Source organism: Azospirillum sp., from assembly GCF_050789165.1.
The window spans coordinates 1-16,781 of the sequence record NZ_JBOZRT010000105.1; the positions used below are offsets into that span (position 1 = coordinate 1).

The window sequence follows — 16,781 nt, forward strand, 5'->3', positions numbered from 1 at the left end:
AGACCGGCTCGCTGAGCCGTTCCGACCGTCTGGCCAAGTACAACCAGCTGATCCGCATCGAGCAGCAGCTGGGTGCCGCCGCGCGGTTCGCCGGGCGGGGCATCCTCAAGGCCTGACCGGCCGGGGCATGACGGGACGAGAGGGGGCCGCAAGGCCCCTTCTTCTTTTGTGAAGCGCGGGTTTAGGAAGCAACATTCACACGGATTTCACGGATTTGGGCACCGATTACACGGGTCTTTTTTGATCGTGGTTCCGTGCCTTCCGTCAAAATCCGTGCAATCCGTGTCCCATCTTGCCCGCCCTGCCGCGGCCCTGGTCAGGCCAGCAGCGTCCTCACGCAGTCGCCGACCAGCCGGCGGCGGTCGTCCTCGCCGCTGCGCAGGATGACCAGCACCTGCCCGAACAGGAACGAGTACATCAGGAAGGCGCGCGCCTGCGCCGCCTCGGCCTCCAGGCCCAGCTCGCGGAACAGCGCGGCCACCAGCTCCAGGCGGGTGGCGTCGACATCGGCGACCGCCTCGGCCGCCTGCTCGTCGCGGCGCGCCCAGTCGCGGATCGCCAGCTCGATGGCAACGCCCTTGGGGTTGACGTTCTCGATGTAGAGCCGGACGAGGCCCTCGATGCGCTCCTGCGGGCTCTTGCCGGCGTCGCGGGCGTGGCGGCGGATGGCGCCGACTCGGCCGGAACGCCAGGTCTCCAGCATCTCGACCAGCAGCTCCGGCCGGTCCTTGAAATGCCAGTAGAAGCCGCCCTTGGTGACGCTCAGCCGGCGTGCCAGCGGTTCCACCTTGACGCCGTCCACCCCGAACTCGGCGAGCAGGCCAAGCGCCTCCTCCACCCAGTCGGCCTTGTTGACGCGTGCCTCCATCGCTCCCCGTCGCCCCTTCCAGCTTCGCACGTCCCACATACGCCTGCGTATTGACAGCACGCCGCGGGCACCATACGCTACCGTATACCAAGGCATCCGTCGAAGATGCGATATAGGGAGGAGACGCCATGCGATTCGTGGCCAAGGACCCGGATTACGAGCGCCGGGTGCGCGACAGCTTCGCGCGCCAGACGCTGATGTCGACCATGGGCGTCGACATGGTGGAGCTTGGACCGGGCACCTGCACGCTCGCCATGGACTACCGGCGCGACCTGTGCCAGCAGCACGGGTACCACCACGCCGGGGCGACGACGGCGCTGGCGGACTCGGCGGCGGGATACGCGGCGTACAGCCTCATGCCGCCGGGTTCGTCGGTGCTCACCGTCGAGTACAAGATCAACCTGATGGCCCCCGCCGCCGGCGAACGCTTCCTGGCCCGCGCCGCCGTCGAGCGGGCCGGCCGCACCATCACCGTCGTGCGTTCCGAGGTCTTTGCCGTCAAGGGCGGCGAGGAGAAGGCCATCGCCTTCATGCTCGCCACCATGATGTGTCTGGCGGACACGCCGGACTCATGAACCGTCCGGCCGAAGGGGTGCGGTTCGGCCATAACGCGTATTGAACGGCCAGATTGCTTCCGATAGATGTTTTTGCACCTGCGAAATACGCGGTGTCGGGAACATCTCAGCGGAGGAAGCGATGGGTAAGGCCTTGGTCATCGGCGGCGGCGCGCCGAACGCGACGTTCATGGCGGGCGTCCTGCACCGGCTCATCGAGAAGAAGGAGCTGGAGACGTTCGAGACGATCACCGCCTCCGGCGCCGGCGCGCTGGTGGCGCTCATCGCGCTCGCGCCCAAGGGGCTGCCGCCGCTCGACGCGCTGGAGAACCTGACCAACTCCGGCGTCAGCGACGAGATCTACCAGTTCTATCCGGTGAACTATAAGGTCTTCCAGAAGCCCGGCACCATGGCGGACGCCTTCCGCAACGCCGTTGCCGCCACGCCGTTCGGCAAGCTGGTGCTGGACCAGCACGGCAAGTCCGACGCCTTCTGCCTGTGGAGCGACATGGTCCAGTTCACCTGGGCGGCGATGACGCCGGCCCCGCTGGACTGGGGCCTCGCGCCGGGCATGTGCGCCCCCACCCCCTGGGTGACCGAGGCGGTGGACTTCGAGAAGGCGAACCAGCTGAAGCAGCAGTTCGAGATGGTCGCCTACAACGTGACCGAAAAGCGCCTGCGCTGGTTCCACAGCCGCGACAAGGAGATCACCGTCGACGCCTTCCATTCGGCGATGGCGTTCCCGTTCCTCTACCCGCCGCACCAGTTCGAGGGCGACTGGTACATCGAGGGCGCCGCGGTGTCGGACGTGCCCTACGAGGGGCTGTTCAACCTCAAGACCGTCAAGGACGTCGTCATCCTCGACGTGCTCGGCTACCGCGCGCTGATCGACGCGCCGGAGACTCTGTGGGACGGGTTCACCCAGCTGATCATCGACACCATCGTCGCCAACGCCCAGGCCAGCTACCGCTCGTTCATGCAGAAGAACGAGATCCGCCGGCTGAAGGGCGAGTCCACGCTGGACGTCTACCGCGTGGACGCCCGCAAGGCCGCCCATTCGCCGGACGCGCTGACCTGGAAGCGCTCCAACCTCAAGGCGCAGTTCGAGTACGGCCGCAAGGCCGCCGACCAGCTGCTGGAGGACATGGCCAAGGGCCTGACCGACGAGAAGAAGGCGGCCGAACTGGAGAACGGCAAGAAGCAGCCGCTGACCATCGTCGTCCCGCCGAAGACCGTTCCGGTCGCGTAAGCGCCACCGGCCTCAGCGCGCGGCGGGCAGCAGCCCGCCGCCGGCGAGGTCGTGGAACGCACCCGCGGTGACCAGCGCCTTGGCGGCGGCGATGTCCGGCGCCATGGCGCGGTCCTGGTCCCAGCGCGCGACACGGACGCGCAGCCGGCCCTTGGCCTCCTCCAGCAGCGGCGAGCTGCACAGCGGAGCCCGCAGGTCGATGCCCTGGGAGGCCGCCAGCAGCTCGATGGCGACGACGCCGGCGAGGTTGTCGGCCATGTCCGACAGGCGCCGGGCGGCGTGCGTCGCCATGCTGACGTGGTCCTCCTGGTTGGCCGAGGTGGGCAGGCTGTCGACGCTGGCCGGGGCGCTCATCTGCTTGGTCTCGCTGGCCAGCGCGGCGGCGGTGACCTGGGCGATCATGAAGCCGCTGTTCAGCCCGCCGTCGCGCACCAGGAACGGCGGCAGCCCCGACAGGTTGGCGTCCATCAGCAGCGCGATGCGCCGTTCCGCCAGCGCCGCCGTTTCCGAGATCGCCAGGGCCAGCAGGTCGGCGGCCAGCGCCACCGGCTCGGCGTGGAAGTTGCCGCCCGACAGGATCTCGCCCGTGTCGGCGAAGACCAGCGGGTTGTCGCTGACCGCGTTCGCCTCGCGCTCCAGCACGCCCGCGGCGAAGCGCAGGTTGTCGAGCACCGCGCCCATCACCTGCGGCTGGCAGCGCAAGCTGTAGGGGTCCTGCACGGTGCCGTGGTCGCCCCGGTGGCTCTCGCGGATCTGCGACCCGGCGAGGAGCTTCCGGTACACCGCCGCCACCTCCGTCTGCCCCGGCTGGCCGCGCAGCGCGTGGATGCGCGCGTCGAACGGCCCGTCGCTGCCCATCGCCGCATCGACGCTGAGCGCCCCCGCCACCAGCGCCGCCGCGAAGGCGTCCTCCAGCGCGAACAGGCCGAGCAGGCCGAGCGCCGTCGACACCTGCGTGCCGTTGAGCAGCGCCAAGCCCTCCTTCGCCTCCAGCTCCAGCGGCGCCAGCCCGGCGCGTTCCAGCGCCGCCGCCGCGGGCAGGCGCTCGCCGCCGACCACCGCCTCGCCCTCCCCCAGCAGCACGCCGGTCAGGTGCGCCAGCGGCGCCAGATCGCCGGACGCGCCGACCGAACCCTTGGCCGGCACCACCGGCAGCGCGTCGGCGTTGAGCAGCGCCAGCAGCGCGTCCACCACCACCGGGCGCACGCCGGAATGGCCGCGTGCCAGCGCGTTGGCCTTGAGCGCCAGGATCAGCCGCACCGCCGCCGCCGGCAGCTCCGGCCCGGTGCCGGCGCTGTGCGACAGCACGAGCCGGCGCTGCAGATCGCGCACCTTGTCCGGCGGGATGCGCCGCTTGGCGAGCAGGCCGAAGCCGGTGTTGACGCCGTACACCGGATGCTCCCCCGCCGCCGCGTCCGCCACCGTGCGCGCCGAGGCCTCGATGCCGCCCCGGCAGGCGGGATCCAGCGCGAGCCTGACCGGTTCCCGCGCCAGACGGCGCAGGTCGGGCAGCGCCAGGGTTCCCGGGGAAAGGACGAACGATGCGGTCATGCGGGCCTCCGGTGTTTTGAAGACGGGCGCCTCGGTCTTTCCCCCTCCCCATCCCTCCCCCGCTTCGCGGGAGAGGGGGGCTGCCGCCGATGCGGCGGAGTTCCCTCCACCGCACCGCGGGGGAGGGCTAGGGAGGGGGCAGACGCGCGTCGTCGCCTCCGCTTCACATGAGGTGCGGAACGTGGCCCCGCAAACCGTCTGTGACAGACATGGGCCAGCTATGGCGACAATCCTGTGATCCCCGGCAAATTTAACATGTCGTTTACCTTAAAAACGGCCTCATCCTCCTGCCTGCGCTCGGTGGGCTTCCATGAGTGACAACTGGAGGAACTTGCATGCCATCCCCGACCAGCCACACGTCCAAGGTTGGCAGCGACCGCCCCGATTTCGGCAGCCCGTACTACGTCCGGATCCTGGTTGCGACCTTCGTCTTCAGCGCCGCGATGAACATCCTGCAGCTGAGCATGCCGCTCTACTCCCTGCAGGTCTTCAGCCGCGCCATCCCGTCCGAGAACGTCGACACGGTGGTGATGCTGACGGTGCTGGTCGTGATCGCGCTGTCGATGATCGCGCTCCTGGAAACCGTCCGCACCCGCCTGCTGGCCCGCTGCGCCAACGCGCTCGAGGTCGCGTGGCGCCGCCGGCTGAGCAGCGACGTGCTCGACGCCGCCGCCAAGGGCCGGCCCGAGCCGGGTCCGCTCAACGACCTGATGGAGGTCAAGGGCGCCATCTCCCGGCCGACCTTCGGCGCGCTGATGGACATGCCTTGGACTCCGCTGTACGTGATCGGCATCTACCTGATCCACCCGCTGCTGGCCGGCATGATGCTCGCCTGCGCGCTGATCCTGACCGGCCTCGGCTGGCTCGGCCACATGGCCGCCAAGGGTCCGATGGAGCAGGCGAAGGCCCCGGCCACCCGCTCGACCCGCCTGTTCGACGCCATGCAGGTGCAGGCCGCCACCATCCGCGGCCAGCGCATGGGCCCGGCGGTGCTGGACGTGCTCGCCACCGACCAGCTCGCCAACTCCGCCCTCGCCTCGGCGAGCGGTGAGCGCCAGGCCGCCATCCAGGCGGTGACCAAGTGGGTGCGCATGCTGCTGCAGGTGGCCTGCACCGGCGTCGGCGCCTGGCTGGTGATGGAGCACCACCTGTCCTTCGGCGGCATGATCGCCACCTCGATGCTGGTCGGCCGCGCCATGGCCCCGATCGAGCAGACCGTCAGCTCCTGGGGCCCGATGCTGAAGTCGTGGGAGTCCTGGAAGCGCCTGTCGGCCCACCTGAAGCGCCTGTCGCACGAGACGCGCCGCGACGCCGTCGCCGTGCAGCCCGAGCGCCTGACCGCCGAGAACGTGCTGTTCATCTCCCCCATCGACCAGAAGCCGATCCTGCGCGCCGTCACGGCGTCCATCGAGGCCGGCGAGACCGTGTGCCTCCTCGGTGCCAATCGTTCGGGCAAGTCGGTGCTGGCGCGGCTGCTGGCCGGCGTGATGCCGCCCTCCTCGGGCACGGTGCGCCTGGGCGGCCTGTCGCTGGCGGCGCTGACGCCGCGGGACATCACCACCGGCATCGGCTACCTGCCGCAGACCTCCGAGCTGCTGCCCGGCACCATCGGCCAGAACATCGCCCGCTTCACTGACGCCGACGCCGCCGACGTGGTCGCCGCCGCCAAGCGCGCCGGCATCCACGACTGGATCGAGGCGCTGCCGCAGGGCTACGAGAGCGAGGCGGTCAACCTGATCTTCCCGCTGACCGGCACCCCGGCCCGCCTGATCGCGCTGGCCCGCGCCGGCTTCGGCAAGCCCGCCCTGGTGGTGCTGGACGAGCCGGCCGCCGGCCTCGACGACCACGGCCTGAAGGCGGTGCGCGGCTTCATCGCCGCCATGAAGGAGCAGGGCACCACCGTCGTGCTGCTCAGCTACATGCCGGCCTTCGTCGATCTCGCCGACAAGACCTTCGTCCTGCAGAACGGCATGCTGCACGAGGCGCAGCCCCGCCAGGAGCAGCAGCCGCAGCCCGGCACCGCCGCCGGCAACGCCGCCGCGTGGAACCGCCTGCGCACCGTCGCCGCCGTCCCCGCGACCGCCGGCTGAACCGGGTAAGGAGAAAAACACATGAGCACCCTCAGCAACCTGCGCGTCCTCCTGCCCGAGACCAGCGTGCGCAACCTCCTGGTCGGCGGCACCGCCATCCTGGCGGTCGGCTTCGGCGGCATGACCGCCTGGGCCGCCTTCGCCCCGCTGCACAGCGCGGTCAGTGCCGCCGGCGTCCTGGTGCCGGAGACCGGCCGCAAGAACGTCAAGCACTCCGAGGGCGGCGTCATCAGCGAGATGATGGTCCGCGAGGGCGACACGGTGAAGGCCGGCCAGGTCCTCATGCGCTTCGACACCACCGAGGCGGCGACGCGGCTGGAGATGCTGACCGCCACGTGGCTGGAAAACCTCACCATGATGGCCCGCCTCGACGCCGAGCTGTTCGAGAAGCCGGCCATCGAGTGGCCGCAGGAGCTCGCCGCCCGCGGCGACAGCGCCGCCGTGGTCAAGCTGGTGGGCAACCAGCAGAAGCTGTTCGACGTCCGCCGCCAGCAGCTCTCCGCCGAGGAGGGCGTGCTGCGCGAGCGCATCGCGACGCTGGAGGAGGACTCGAAGAACCTCTCCGAGCAGCGCAAGCACCTCGCCGAGGAGCTGAAGCTCAGCAACGAGGACGTGAAGATCAACCAGGGCCTGCTCGACCGCGGCAACACCACCCGCACGCGGCTGGTGGAGGCGCAGAAGGAGAACGCCCGGATCCGCGGCCGCGACGCCGAGCTGGAGTCGCGCATCGCCCAGAACAAGCAGCAGGCGCTCGAGGCCAAGGCCGACATCGTCAAGCGCCGCAACGACTTCCGCGAGAAGGTGCTGGTCGACCTGGACAAGGCCCGCGGCGAGACCGCCAAGCTGGCCGAGCAGATGCGCGATGCCGCCAACCGCCTCGCCAACCGCGACGTCAAGGCGCCGGACGCCGGCATCGTGGTGATGCAGGGCCACCCGACGAGCGGCGTCGCCATCGCCCCCAACGAGCCGATCCTCGACGTGGTGCCCGCCGACAAGACCCTGCTGGCCGAGGTGCACGTGCAGCCGAAGGACATCAAGTCGGTGATGCCGGACCTGCCGGTGAAGGTGCAGCTGACCGCCTACGACAGCCGCGTGCTGGGCACGCTGGACGGCACGGTGGAGTACGTCTCGGCCGACCGCCTGACCGACCAGCAGACCCGCCAGGACTACTTCCTGACGCGCATCCGCCTGAAGGACGGCGGGGCGCACACGGTGCACAACCTGTCGATCCGCGCCGGCATGCCGGTCGAGGCGCGCATCCTGCTGGCCGGCCGCACGCCGCTCGACTACATCGTGCAGCCGCTGTCGCAGTCGTACCTGAAGGCGTTCATTCAGCAGTAAGACGCTGAGGCTGAACGAAAAAGGGCCGCTCCCGCCTAGCGCGGGAGCGGCCCTTTTCGTGTCGGGAGCTGGTGGGCGCGGAGGTTTCATCGCCCTCCGTTCACTTCCCTACCCCGTCATCCCCGCGAAGGCGGGGATCCATAACTGGCACAGCGTAACGCCTTGAGACTTATAGATCCCCGCCTTCGCGGGGATGACGGCCAGATGAGTGCTGAAGGGGGTGAGGCCTCTATCAGCCTCACACCAGCCGGCTCTGCTCGATCGCCGCCTTGATGAACGAGGTGAACAGCGGGTGCGGGTCGAAGGGCTTCGACTTCAGCTCCGGATGGAACTGCACGCCGATGAACCAGGGGTGCTCGGGGATCTCGACGATCTCCGGCAGCTCGCCGTCCGGCGACAGGCCGGAGAACAGCATGCCGACCTTCTCCAGCCGGTCCTTGTAGTAGACGTTGACCTCGTAGCGGTGGCGGTGGCGCTCGGAGATCTCGGTGGTGCCGTAGATCTCCGCCACCTTGGAGCCCTCCAGCAGCTTCGCCGCGTAGGCGCCGAGGCGCATGGTGCCGCCGAGGTCGGTGCCTTCCGTGCGCTTCTCCAGCTGGTTGCCGCGCATCCACTCGGTCATCAGGCCGACCACCGGGTTGCCGGGCTTGCCCAGCTCGGTGGAGCCGGCATCGACGATGCCGGCCATGTTGCGGGCCGCCTCGATGACCGCCATCTGCATGCCGAAGCAGATGCCGAAGTAGGGCACCTTGCGCTCGCGGGCGAACTTGGCCGCCTGGATCTTGCCCTCGGTGCCGCGCATGCCGAAGCCGCCGGGCACCAGGATGCCGTGCACGTGCTCCAGCTGCTGGACGGCGCCGTCGGTCTCGAAGATCTCCGAATCGATCCAGTCCAGCTTGACCTTGACGTTGTTGGCGATGCCGCCGTGCGTCAGCGCCTCCGCCAGCGACTTGTAGCTGTCGAGCAGGCTGGTGTACTTGCCGACCACGGCGATGGTCACCTCGCCCTGCGGCTTGCGCACGCGCTCGGCGATGGTGGTCCAGCGCGACAGGTCCGGCTCGCCCTTGTTCGGCAGGCCGAAGTAGCTCAGCACCTGGTCGTCGAAGCCTTCCTCGTGGTAACTGATCGGCACCTGGTAGATGTTGTCCACGTCCAGGGCGGCGATCACGCGCTCCGGCCGGATGTTGCAGAACAGCGCGATCTTCTTGCGCTCGTTCTCCGGAATCGGGCGGTCGGCGCGGCACAGCAGGATGTTGGCCTGGATGCCGACGCCCAGCAGCTCCTTCACCGAGTGCTGGGTCGGCTTGGTCTTCAGCTCGCCGGCGGTCGGGATGTAGGGCAGCAGGGTGAGGTGCACGAACAGCGCGCGCTCCGGCCCGACCTCGTTGCCGAACTGGCGGATCGCCTCCAGGAACGGCAGCGATTCGATGTCGCCCACCGTGCCGCCGATCTCGCAGAGGATGAAGTCCTCGTCGGTGACGTCGGCGCGGATGAACTCCTTGATCTGGTCGGTGACGTGCGGGATGACCTGCACGGTGGCGCCCAGGTAGTCGCCGCGCCGCTCCTTGGCGATGACGTTGGAGTAGATGCGGCCGGTGGTGATGTTGTCGCTCTTGCGCGCCGGCACGCCGGTGAAGCGCTCGTAGTGGCCGAGGTCGAGGTCGGTCTCGGCGCCGTCGTCGGTGACGTAGACCTCACCGTGCTGGTACGGGCTCATGGTGCCCGGATCGACGTTGAGGTAGGGGTCGAGCTTGCGCAGGCGGACCTTGTAGCCGCGCGCCTGCAGGCAGGCGCCCAGCGCCGCGGAAGCCAGGCCCTTGCCCAGCGAGGAAACGACGCCACCGGTGATGAAGATGTACCGAGTCATGTTCGTCCGAAGACCCCAAGCCTGAAACCGTTCCCCGAGGGACGGAGGGCGAATCCACCCTCCAAAGGAAAGAGGCGGCTTCGGGGGGGCCGCCTCTTCGTGAACCGCGCTGCTGGCCGCTCCCGTTTACCGGGCGACGGGCGGGGCCGGCGCCGCCGGGGCGGCGGGGGCCTGCTGCGCCGGGGCGGGCGCCGGCAGCGTATCGATGATGGAGGTCGGCTGCGACGGGCGGCCGGCCATGATTGCCAGAATGATGCTGGTGGACATGAACACCGCCGCGAGAATCGCGGTGGTGCGCGTCAGCAGGTTGGCCGCACCCCGCGCGGTCGTCATGCCGCCCATGGTGCCGCCGCCGATGCCCAGCCCGCCGCCTTCCGAGCGCTGGATGAGGATCACGCCAACCAGCGCGACCGCGATCATAAGGTGGATGACCAGAATCACCGCATGCATGAACGTGTGGCCCCCAAAAGCAAGAAACCGTGTGCCCAAACCGAGAGCGCGCCGCGGGTCCGTGTTCAGGGGACCCCGGCGCGCAGCCCCGTCGTTTTAGCGCGCATCCGGAGCGGATGCTAGCGGCAACTGGTGCCGATCGCCCAGAAATCGTCCGCCTTCAGCGAGGCGCCGCCGACCAGCGCGCCGTCCACGTTGTCGGTCGCCAGCAGCTCGGCCGCGTTGTCCGGCTTGACCGAACCGCCGTACAAGATGCGCACGGAATCGGCGTCCGGCAAGCGGGCCTGCAGCTCCTTGCGGATGAAGGCGTGCATGTCCTTCACGTCCTGCGGCGTCGCCACCTTGCCGGTGCCGATGGCCCACACCGGCTCGTAGGCGACGACGGTGTTGGCGGCGGTGGCGCCCGCCGGCAGCGAGCCGGCGATCTGCCGGCCGACCACCTCCTGCGCCTTGCCGGCTTCGCGCTCGGCCCAGGTCTCGCCGACGCAGACGATGGCGACGAGTCCCTCCTCGTGCGCCGCGGCGGCCTTGGCGGCCACCGCCGCGTCGGTCTCGGCGTGGTCCTGCCGGCGCTCGGAATGGCCGACGATGGCGTAGGCGCAGCCGGCGTCCTTCAGCATGGCCGGGCTGGTGTCGCCGGTGTGCGCACCCTTCTGCTTCGGCGCGCAGTCCTGGCCGCCCAGCGCCAGCGGCGAGCCCTTGATCGCCTCGCCCACCGGGAACAGCAGCGGGAACGGCGGGCAGACCAGCATGTCGAAGGGAACGGCCCCGGCACCCTGCAGGCGCCCGGCGAGGTCGGAGGCGAGCTGCAGCCCCTCCGCCTTGAGCCCGTTCATCTTCCAGTTACCGGCGATCAGCTTGCGGCGTGCGGCCATGGCGTGTTCCCGTCCAGGAGTTATTGTGGTTGCCCCGTGTCTAGCAAGCGCACCCTGCCCTTTCAACCCACCCGACCGGGCGACCCTTCCTCCTATCGTCATTCCCGCGAAGGCGGGAATCCAGGATGAGCCGCGTCAGCGGCGACAAGAGTCATGCAGCTCGCGGACGCGAGCGCTGGATCCCCGCCTCCGCGGGGATGACGGAAAGGAAGCGTGTGCGACTTCCTGACAGCGCGGTTGCCCGGGAAATCACCGGTTGCCGCGCCCTTGCGCGCTTCCTATGATGCGCGTCCCGGCCGAACCGGCCGAATTTCCGCGCTTTATCGGGCACCATGCTTCAGTCCATCCGCAACACCGCCGGCTCCTGGGTCGTCAAGATCCTCTTCGTCATCCTGATCGCCAGCTTCGGCGTCTGGGGCATCGGCGACGTCGTGCGCCGCTCCACGGCGCCCAGCAACGTGGTGGCCGAGGTCGGCCCGACCGAGATCACCCGCGGCGACCTGGACACGGAGTTCCGTCGCCAGATCGATCGCCTGCGCCCGATGTTCGGCGGCGAGCTGACCGTCGAGCAGGCGCGCCAGTTCGGCCTGCTCGACCAGTCCGTGAACACGCTGGTCCAGCGCGCGCTGTACGACCTCGCGGCCAAGCGCGCCGGCATCACCGTGGGCGACGACACCATCCGCCAGCGCATCGCCGAGGAACCCGCCTTCCGCGCCCCGAACGGCCAGTTCGACCGCTCCCAGTTCGCCACGCTGCTGCGCCAGAACAACCTGACGGAGCAGGGCTACACCGCGTTGATGCGCAAGGAGATCGCGCGCGGCGTCATCGCCTCGGCGGTCGGCGCCGGCACGGTCGCGCCGAAGCCGCTGGTCGAGGACCTGTACCGCTACCGCGAGGAGAAGCGCGTCGCCGAGGTCATCACGATCCCGCACGCGGCGGTCAAGGACGTCGGCACCCCGGACGAGGCGGCGCAGCTGCGCTACTACGAGGACCATCAGGTCCGCTTCACCGCGCCGGAGTACCGCGCGCTGACCGTGGTCGAGCTGACCGCCGACGCCATCGCCAAGGACATCCAGATCACCGACGAGCAGGTGCGCGCCGCCTATGACGAGCGCGCCGGCGACTATCAGGTGCCGGAACGCCGCAGCGTCGCCATGGCCGTCTTCGACGACGAGGCCAAGGCGAAGGCCGCCGCCGAGGCGGCCAAGGCCGGCTCGCTGGCCGACGCCGCCAAGGCCAACGGCTCGGAGGCCGTCACCCTCGACAACGTCCGCAAGGACGAGCTGCCGGAGATCGGCGACGCCGCCTTTGCGCTGAAGCAGGGCGAGGTGAGCGCGCCGCTGAAGAGCGCCTTGGGCTGGCACGTGGTAACCGTCACCGCCGTCCAGCCGCCGACCGAGCGCAGCTTCGACGAGGTGAAGGAGGCGCTGCGCGCCGAGCTGCGCAAGGAGCGCGCGCTCGAGCAGCTCTATCAGGCGTCCAACAAGCTGGACGACCGCCTCGCCGGCGGCGCCACGCTGGAGGAGCTGGCGCAGGGCCAGGGCCTGCCGCTGTCGAAGATCGCCGCGGTGGACAGCACCGGCAAGGCGCCGGACGGCTCCGCCGTGTCCGGCCCCGCCGACCTGCCGCAGATCCTGCAAACCGCGTTCGGCCTGCGCCAGGGCATCAACAGCAACCTGACCGAGGGCAAGTCCGGCGCCTATCACGCCGTGCGCGTCGATTCGATCACGCCAGCCGCGGTGAAGCCGCTGGCCGAGGTGCGCGACGCGGTGATCGCCGGCTGGCAGGACGACGAGCGCGGCCGCAAGGCCGCCGAGTTGGCCAAGCAGGCCGCCGAGAAGCTGAAGTCCTCCAAGGACCTCGCCGCCCAGGACGTGGCCGTGTCGGTGGGCGGCAGCGCCGCCATGACCGAGCCGTTCACCCGCGGTGCCCAGAACGCCACCGGCCTGACGCCGGAGCTGATCGGCCGCCTGTTCGAGGTGAAGCCGGACGACGTGGTCTCCGGCGCCTCCGGCGAGGCGCAGCTGGTCGCCCGCCTGCGCGAGGTCATCGCCGCCGACCCGGCGGCCAAGGACGCCAACCTGTCCCAGGTGCAGGCGACCGTGCTGCGCGCCGTCGAAGGCGACCTGATGGGCGAGTTCGCCCAGGCGCTCCAGAAGGAGTTCCCGGTCACCGTGCACCGCGACCGCATCGCCCAGATGTACGCCACCCCGTAAGCCTTTCCCTCCAGCGGAGTTCGTCCCGTGAAGGTCCAGCCCGATTTCACCGCCTTCGACCTCGCCTACGTTGCCGGGCGGCCGCAGGTGGTGTGGACCACGCTGGTCAGCGACCTGGAGACGCCGGTCTCCGCCTACCTCAAGCTGGCGGACGGGCGGCCCTTCGGGTTCCTGCTGGAGTCGGCCGAGCGCGGGCACGGCTCGCGCCGCGACCGCTACTCGGTGATCGGCTTCAAGCCGGACGTCGTGTGGCGCTGCCGGCGCGAGGGCGCGGAGATCAACCGCCGCGCGCTCTACGACGCCAACGCCTACGAGCCGCTGCCGGGCAAGCCGCTGGACACGCTGCGCGCCCTCATCAACGAGAGCCGCATCGACCTGCCGGCGGAGCTGCCGCCGATGGCGGCGGGCCTGTTCGGCTACCTGACCTACGACATGGTGCGCCTGATGGAGCGGCTGCCGGACGACAATCCGGACGAGCTGAACATCCCCGACGCCATCATGACGCGGCCCAGCATCGTCGCCATCTTCGACAGCCACACGGATTCGGTGACGCTGGTCACCCCGGTGTGGCCGGAAGCCGGCGTGGATTCGCGCTCCGCCTTCGCCCGCGCCTCCGAGCGCCTCGCCGACGCGGTGGCCGACCTCGGCCGGCCGCTGCCCTACCGGCGCGAGCCGCGGGTCGAGGGCGGGCTGCCGCTCGCCCCCACCAGCAACACCACGCGCGAGGACTTCCACGCCATCGTCGAGAAGGCGAAGGAGTACATCCGCGCCGGCGACATCTTCCAGGTCGTGCCGTCGCAGCGGCTGCGCGTGCCGTTCAAGCTGTCGCCGCTGGCGCTGTACCGGGCGCTGCGCCGCCTGAATCCGTCGCCCTTTCTCTTCCACCTGGACTTCGGCGAGCTGGCCATCGTCGGCTCCAGCCCGGAGATCCTGGTGCGCCTGCGCGACGGCAAGATCACCATCCGCCCGCTGGCCGGAACCCGCAAGCGCGGGGCGACGCCGGAGGAGGACGAGGCGCTGGCCGCCGACCTGCTGGCCGACCCGAAGGAGCTGGCCGAGCACCTGATGCTGCTCGACCTCGGCCGCAACGACGTCGGCCGCATGGCGAAGATCGGCACCGTCAAGGTGACGCAGAAGATGACCGTGGAGTACTACAGCCACGTCATGCACATCGTCTCCAACGTCGAGGGCGAGCTGGACCCCCGGCACGACGCGCTCGACGCGCTGGTCGCCGGCTTCCCGGCCGGCACGGTGTCCGGTGCGCCCAAGGTGCGCGCCATGGAGATCATCGACGAGCTGGAGAAGGCCCGGCGCGGCGTCTACGCCGGCTGCGTCGGCTATTTCGGCGCCAACGGGGCGATGGACACCTGCATCGCGCTGCGCACCTCGGTGATCAAGGACGGCATGCTGTACGTCCAGGCCGGCGCCGGCATCGTCGCCGACAGCGATCCCGAATCCGAGTACCAGGAGACGGTGAACAAGGCGATGGCGCTGATCCGCGCCGCCGAGGAAGCCGTGAACGCGTCCCGCCGATGATCGACCCGGACTGGCTGCCGCTGCTCATCCGGGCGGCGGCGGCGTCGGGCGTGGTGGTGCTGGCGTCGCTGGCGGCGGAGCGGGTCGGGCCGTTCTTCGGGGGCCTGATCGCCACCCTGCCCGTCTCCACCGGCCCGGCCTACGTGCTGCTGGCCATCGACCACGACGACGCCTTCATCGCCGACGCCGCGCTGTCCAGCGTGGTGACCAACGTCAGCATGATCGCGTTCCTGGTGGCGCTGGTCCTCGCCTCGCCGCGCTGCCGGATGCCGGTCAGCCTGGGCGGATCCGTCGCGCTGTGGATCGGGCTGGCCGCGCTGTTGAAGCTCCTGCCCTGGACCGTCGCCGGCGCCCTGGCCGCCAACGCGGCGGCCTACGCCCTCGCCTTCCTGCTGCTGCGCCGCAGCCCGCCCGAACCGGCGACCCGCCGGGCCGGGCCGCGCTGGTACGACGTGCCGCTGCGCGCCGTGCTCGTCGGCCTGCTGGTGGTGGGCGTCACCACGGCCAGTTCCTGGATCGGACCGGCGGCGACGGGAATCGGCGCCATCTTCCCGATCGCGCTGTCCAGCCTGACCGCCGTGGTGCACCAGCGCCTGGGCGGCGCCGCGGCGTCGGCGACCATGCGCGCCGCGGTGGTCGCCAACCCCGGCTTCCTGCTGTCGGTGCTGACCGTCCACCTGCTCGCCGAACCGGCCGGGCGCTGGGAAGCGCTGGCGGCCGGGCTGGCGGTGTCGCTGGGCTGGTCGGCGGGCTTGCTGGTGTGGAAGTCGCGGAAATAACCCTCTCCCGGCCCGGGAGAAGGGTTACGCCGCCTTGCCCCCGAAGTCGAAGCCGGCTCCTTCCACCGCGTTCTTGACCGTGTCGGCGTCCGCTCCGTCCACCGTGACGATGCCGGTCGGCAGGTCGACCGCCACCGTGGCGTTCGGCGCCAGCTTGGTGATCGCGTTGGTGACCGAGCGCACGCAGCCGCCGCAGGTCATGCCGTCCACCTTGTACGTTTCGCTCATAAAACCCCTCCTTCTGGGAAAACTCAGCCGCAGGCGCAACGCGCGCGCACCACGGCGCTGACGGGAACCAGGACGAATCCGCGCTTCTTCACCTCGGGCAGCCAGACGGCCAGCGCCTCGATGGTGGCGTCGTGCGGATGCCCGATGGCGATGGCCGAGCCGTGCTGGCGCGCCACCGCCTCGGCCTTGGCGAGCTGCGCGCGCACCGCCGACACCGTCTCGACATTGTCGAGGAAGACGTCGCGCCCGGCAAACGGCAGCTTCAGCTCGCCCGCCAGGGTCGCCGCCACGGTGGACGGCGAGGTGCGGCTGTCCAGCCAGAGCAGGCCGCGCCGCTGCACCTCGGCCAGCACCGGCGCCATGGCCGCGCGGTCGGCGGTGAAGCGGCTGCCCATGTGGTTGTTGACGCCGACGTACCCGTCGAAGCTGGCCAGCGCGTTGGCGAAGCGCCGCACGATCTCGTCGCGCGACAGCCGCACCAGCAGCGCCTCCGGGCCGGGGTCGGCCTGCACGCTGGGCTCCATGGGGATGTGCAGCATCAGTTCGTGCCCCGCGCCGCGCGCCGCCCTGCTCTGCTCGCGCAGTTCCTGGGCGTAGGGCAGCCACGCCAGCGTCAGCGGCGCCGGCAGCTTCACCGTGCGGGCCGAGCGCTTGCGGTCCAGCCCCATGTCGTCGATCACCACGGCGATCACCGGCTTCCCGGCGCTTGGCGGAGCCGAAACGGCGTTCTTCAGCCACGGCGCCGGCGCGCCCGATGGCGGCGGCGGCGGCGGAGGCAGGACGGCGACCTGCGGCGGCGGCTCGACGGCCGGGGGATCCGGCTCCTCGTAGGGCAGGACCGGCGCCGGCTCGGCGGTCGCCACCGGCGCGGGCGGGGGCACCGGCACCGGCACTGGCGGCACCGGCACTGGCACCGGCGCCCGCGCCGTCACCGCCGGCTTCGGCGTCTCCGTCAGCAGCGACACCGCCAGCCCCACGCCGAACACCGCCGCCACCGCGGCCAGCGCCAGCAGGAAGGGCCGTGCGGCGCTCCCCTTACGGACAGTTCTGCGTTTGCCCGCCATGCGGCGTGGTCCTCCGAGCGGTGATGGGCGCCCAAGGTGGCATCGGCGCGGGGCGCGGCGCAACGCTGGAAATCTCCCCCACGGCCGGCTAGGGTAACCGTCCGGGAACGAGC

General features: G+C 70.4%; 15 protein-coding genes. 8 read left to right on the top strand and 7 right to left on the bottom strand.

Annotated elements, in window-relative coordinates:
- Positions 1 to 116: hypothetical protein (locus ACRWK7_RS23635; RefSeq protein ID WP_431858922.1), on the top strand; the 116-nt coding region annotated here is incomplete at its 5' end.
- Between the two features lie 200 nt (positions 117 to 316).
- Here the strand turns inward: ACRWK7_RS23635 and ACRWK7_RS23640 are convergent.
- Positions 317 to 868, bottom strand: coding sequence for a TetR/AcrR family transcriptional regulator (locus ACRWK7_RS23640; protein WP_431858773.1), 552 nt, complete (start codon positions 866 to 868; stop codon positions 317 to 319).
- Positions 869 to 996: 128 nt separating this feature from the next.
- On the opposite strand from ACRWK7_RS23640, the gene ACRWK7_RS23645 reads away from it, so the two are divergent.
- Positions 997 to 1,443 carry a PaaI family thioesterase gene (locus ACRWK7_RS23645; protein WP_431858774.1) on the top strand — a complete coding sequence of 149 codons (447 nt, stop codon included), beginning with the start codon at positions 997 to 999 and terminating at the stop codon, positions 1,441 to 1,443.
- A 121-nt stretch (positions 1,444 to 1,564) separates the two neighbouring features.
- A complete protein-coding gene (locus ACRWK7_RS23650; RefSeq protein ID WP_431858775.1) occupies positions 1,565 to 2,671 on the top strand; it encodes a patatin-like phospholipase family protein in 1,107 nt (368 codons plus the stop codon).
- Between the two features lie 12 nt (positions 2,672 to 2,683).
- Here the strand turns inward: ACRWK7_RS23650 and hutH are convergent, their stop codons facing one another.
- Positions 2,684 to 4,222 (bottom strand): histidine ammonia-lyase, encoded by a 1,539-nt coding sequence (gene hutH / locus ACRWK7_RS23655; RefSeq protein WP_431858776.1) that lies wholly within the window; start codon positions 4,220 to 4,222, stop codon positions 2,684 to 2,686.
- 335 nt (positions 4,223 to 4,557) lie between these two features.
- Here hutH and ACRWK7_RS23660 point away from each other — a divergent pair, with 335 nt between their 5' ends.
- Together ACRWK7_RS23660 and ACRWK7_RS23665 are read left to right on the top strand one after the other, a co-directional pair.
- Positions 4,558 to 6,312, top strand: coding sequence for a type I secretion system permease/ATPase (locus tag ACRWK7_RS23660; RefSeq protein WP_431858777.1), 1,755 nt, complete (start codon positions 4,558 to 4,560; stop codon positions 6,310 to 6,312).
- A 21-nt stretch (positions 6,313 to 6,333) separates the two neighbouring features.
- Positions 6,334 to 7,653, top strand: coding sequence for an HlyD family type I secretion periplasmic adaptor subunit (locus tag ACRWK7_RS23665; RefSeq protein ID WP_431858778.1), 1,320 nt, complete (start codon positions 6,334 to 6,336; stop codon positions 7,651 to 7,653).
- A 238-nt stretch (positions 7,654 to 7,891) separates the two neighbouring features.
- On the opposite strand, the gene ACRWK7_RS23670 is transcribed toward ACRWK7_RS23665, so the two are convergent.
- From ACRWK7_RS23670 to tpiA, 3 genes are all read right to left on the bottom strand, one after another.
- Positions 7,892 to 9,520 (bottom strand): CTP synthase, encoded by a 1,629-nt coding sequence (locus ACRWK7_RS23670; RefSeq protein ID WP_431858779.1) that lies wholly within the window; start codon positions 9,518 to 9,520, stop codon positions 7,892 to 7,894.
- 126 nt (positions 9,521 to 9,646) lie between these two features.
- On the bottom strand, positions 9,647 to 9,970 hold the full coding sequence (gene secG, locus ACRWK7_RS23675) for a preprotein translocase subunit SecG (RefSeq protein ID WP_431858780.1): 324 nt from the start codon (positions 9,968 to 9,970) through the stop codon (positions 9,647 to 9,649).
- 119 nt (positions 9,971 to 10,089) lie between these two features.
- Positions 10,090 to 10,845, bottom strand: coding sequence for a triose-phosphate isomerase (gene tpiA / locus ACRWK7_RS23680; RefSeq protein ID WP_431858781.1), 756 nt, complete (start codon positions 10,843 to 10,845; stop codon positions 10,090 to 10,092).
- Positions 10,846 to 11,177: 332 nt separating this feature from the next.
- Here tpiA and ACRWK7_RS23685 point away from each other — a divergent pair, with 332 nt between their 5' ends.
- Genes ACRWK7_RS23685 through ACRWK7_RS23695 form a run of 3 tightly spaced genes read left to right on the top strand, consistent with a single transcriptional unit; the run spans position 11,178 to position 15,376 of the window.
- A complete protein-coding gene (locus ACRWK7_RS23685; protein ID WP_431858782.1) occupies positions 11,178 to 13,061 on the top strand; it encodes a SurA N-terminal domain-containing protein in 1,884 nt (627 codons plus the stop codon).
- Positions 13,062 to 13,088: 27 nt separating this feature from the next.
- Positions 13,089 to 14,597, top strand: coding sequence for an anthranilate synthase component I (gene trpE, locus ACRWK7_RS23690; RefSeq protein WP_431858783.1), 1,509 nt, complete (start codon positions 13,089 to 13,091; stop codon positions 14,595 to 14,597).
- Positions 14,594 to 15,376 (top strand): hypothetical protein, encoded by a 783-nt coding sequence (locus tag ACRWK7_RS23695; RefSeq protein ID WP_431858785.1) that lies wholly within the window; start codon positions 14,594 to 14,596, stop codon positions 15,374 to 15,376. Before trpE ends, ACRWK7_RS23695 begins: the two co-directional genes overlap by 4 nt.
- 24 nt (positions 15,377 to 15,400) lie before the next feature.
- Here the strand turns inward: ACRWK7_RS23695 and ACRWK7_RS23700 are convergent, their stop codons facing one another.
- Together ACRWK7_RS23700 and ACRWK7_RS23705 are read right to left on the bottom strand one after the other, a co-directional pair.
- Positions 15,401 to 15,604 (bottom strand): heavy-metal-associated domain-containing protein, encoded by a 204-nt coding sequence (locus ACRWK7_RS23700; RefSeq protein ID WP_431858786.1) that lies wholly within the window; start codon positions 15,602 to 15,604, stop codon positions 15,401 to 15,403.
- Positions 15,605 to 15,627: 23 nt separating this feature from the next.
- Positions 15,628 to 16,668 (bottom strand): divergent polysaccharide deacetylase family protein, encoded by a 1,041-nt coding sequence (locus tag ACRWK7_RS23705; protein ID WP_431858787.1) that lies wholly within the window; start codon positions 16,666 to 16,668, stop codon positions 15,628 to 15,630.
- Positions 16,669 to 16,781: the final 113 nt, after the last annotated feature.